Genomic DNA, 1,033 nt, shown 5'->3' with positions numbered 1-1,033 from the left:
CTGGCCTGCCTGGCGGTCACCCGCTGGGCGCTGGACCACGCCCGCACCGGCCAGGGCCCGGTCCTGGTCGAGGCGTTCACCTACCGGATGGGTGCGCACACCACCTCCGACGACCCGACCCGCTACCGGGAGTCCGAGGAGACCGAGGCCTGGAAGGCCAAGGACCCGATCCTCCGCCTGCGGACCCACCTGCAGAACGAGGGCTGGGCGGACGACGCCTTCGTGGCCGAGATCGACGCCGAGGCCGAGCGCTTCGGCCTCCGACTGCGCACCCAACTGCGGGCGATGCCGGATCCGGACCCGACGTTGATCTTCGACCACGTGTACAGCGAGCCGCACCCCCTGGTGGACGAGGAACGCGCCGAGTACGAGGCGTACGCCGCCTCCTTCGAGGGTGGGGAGCACCACTGATGGCCGGGCAGTTGAGCATTGCGAAGGCGTTGAACGACGCGCTGCGCAAGTCGTTGGAGAGCGACCCGAAGACCGTCCTGATGGGCGAGGACATCGGCAAGCTGGGCGGCGTCTTCCGGATCACCGACGGTCTGCAGAAGGACTTCGGCGACGACCGGGTCATCGACACGCCGCTCGCTGAGTCCGGGATCGTGGGGACCGCGATCGGTCTGGCGCTGCGCGGCTACCGGCCGGTGGTGGAGATCCAGTTCGACGGGTTCGTGTATCCGGCGTTCGACCAGATCGTCTCCCAGCTGGCGAAGATGCACGCCCGGGCGCTGGGCCACGTGAAGATGCCGATCACGGTGCGGATCCCGTTCGGTGGCGGTATCGGGGCGGTGGAGCACCACAGCGAGTCGCACGAGGCGTACTTCGCGCACACGGCGGGTCTGCGGGTGGTGAGCCCGTCGAACGCGCACGACGCGCACTGGATGCTGCGCCAGGCCATCGAGTCGGACGATCCGGTGGTGTTCCTGGAGCCGAAGCGCCGGTACTGGGACAAGGGCGAGGTCGGTGAGGACGCGATGCTGCCGCTGCACGCGGCGCGGGTCGTGCGTCCGGGTGCGGATGCGACGCTGATCGC

Annotated in this window: 1 protein-coding gene and 1 pseudogene; both read left to right on the top strand. The window is 69.6% G+C overall.

All coding sequences use genetic code 11. From position 1 onward, the window contains the following. Positions 1-411, top strand: a 411-nt coding sequence (locus AB0K51_RS34890) for a thiamine pyrophosphate-dependent enzyme (protein ID WP_363462320.1), incomplete at its 5' end; no start/stop codon positions are given. Continuing rightward, a pseudogene (locus AB0K51_RS34885) lies at positions 411-1,033 on the top strand (alpha-ketoacid dehydrogenase subunit beta); the annotation flags it as partial. The gene AB0K51_RS34890 and the pseudogene AB0K51_RS34885, both read left to right, overlap by 1 nt.

The organism is Kitasatospora sp. NPDC049285, from assembly GCF_040678815.1.
Lineage (GTDB): Bacteria > Actinomycetota > Actinomycetes > Streptomycetales > Streptomycetaceae > Kitasatospora.
The sequence above is the reverse complement of the archived record's forward strand: the minus strand, read 5'-3'. Positions and strand labels throughout refer to the sequence as shown.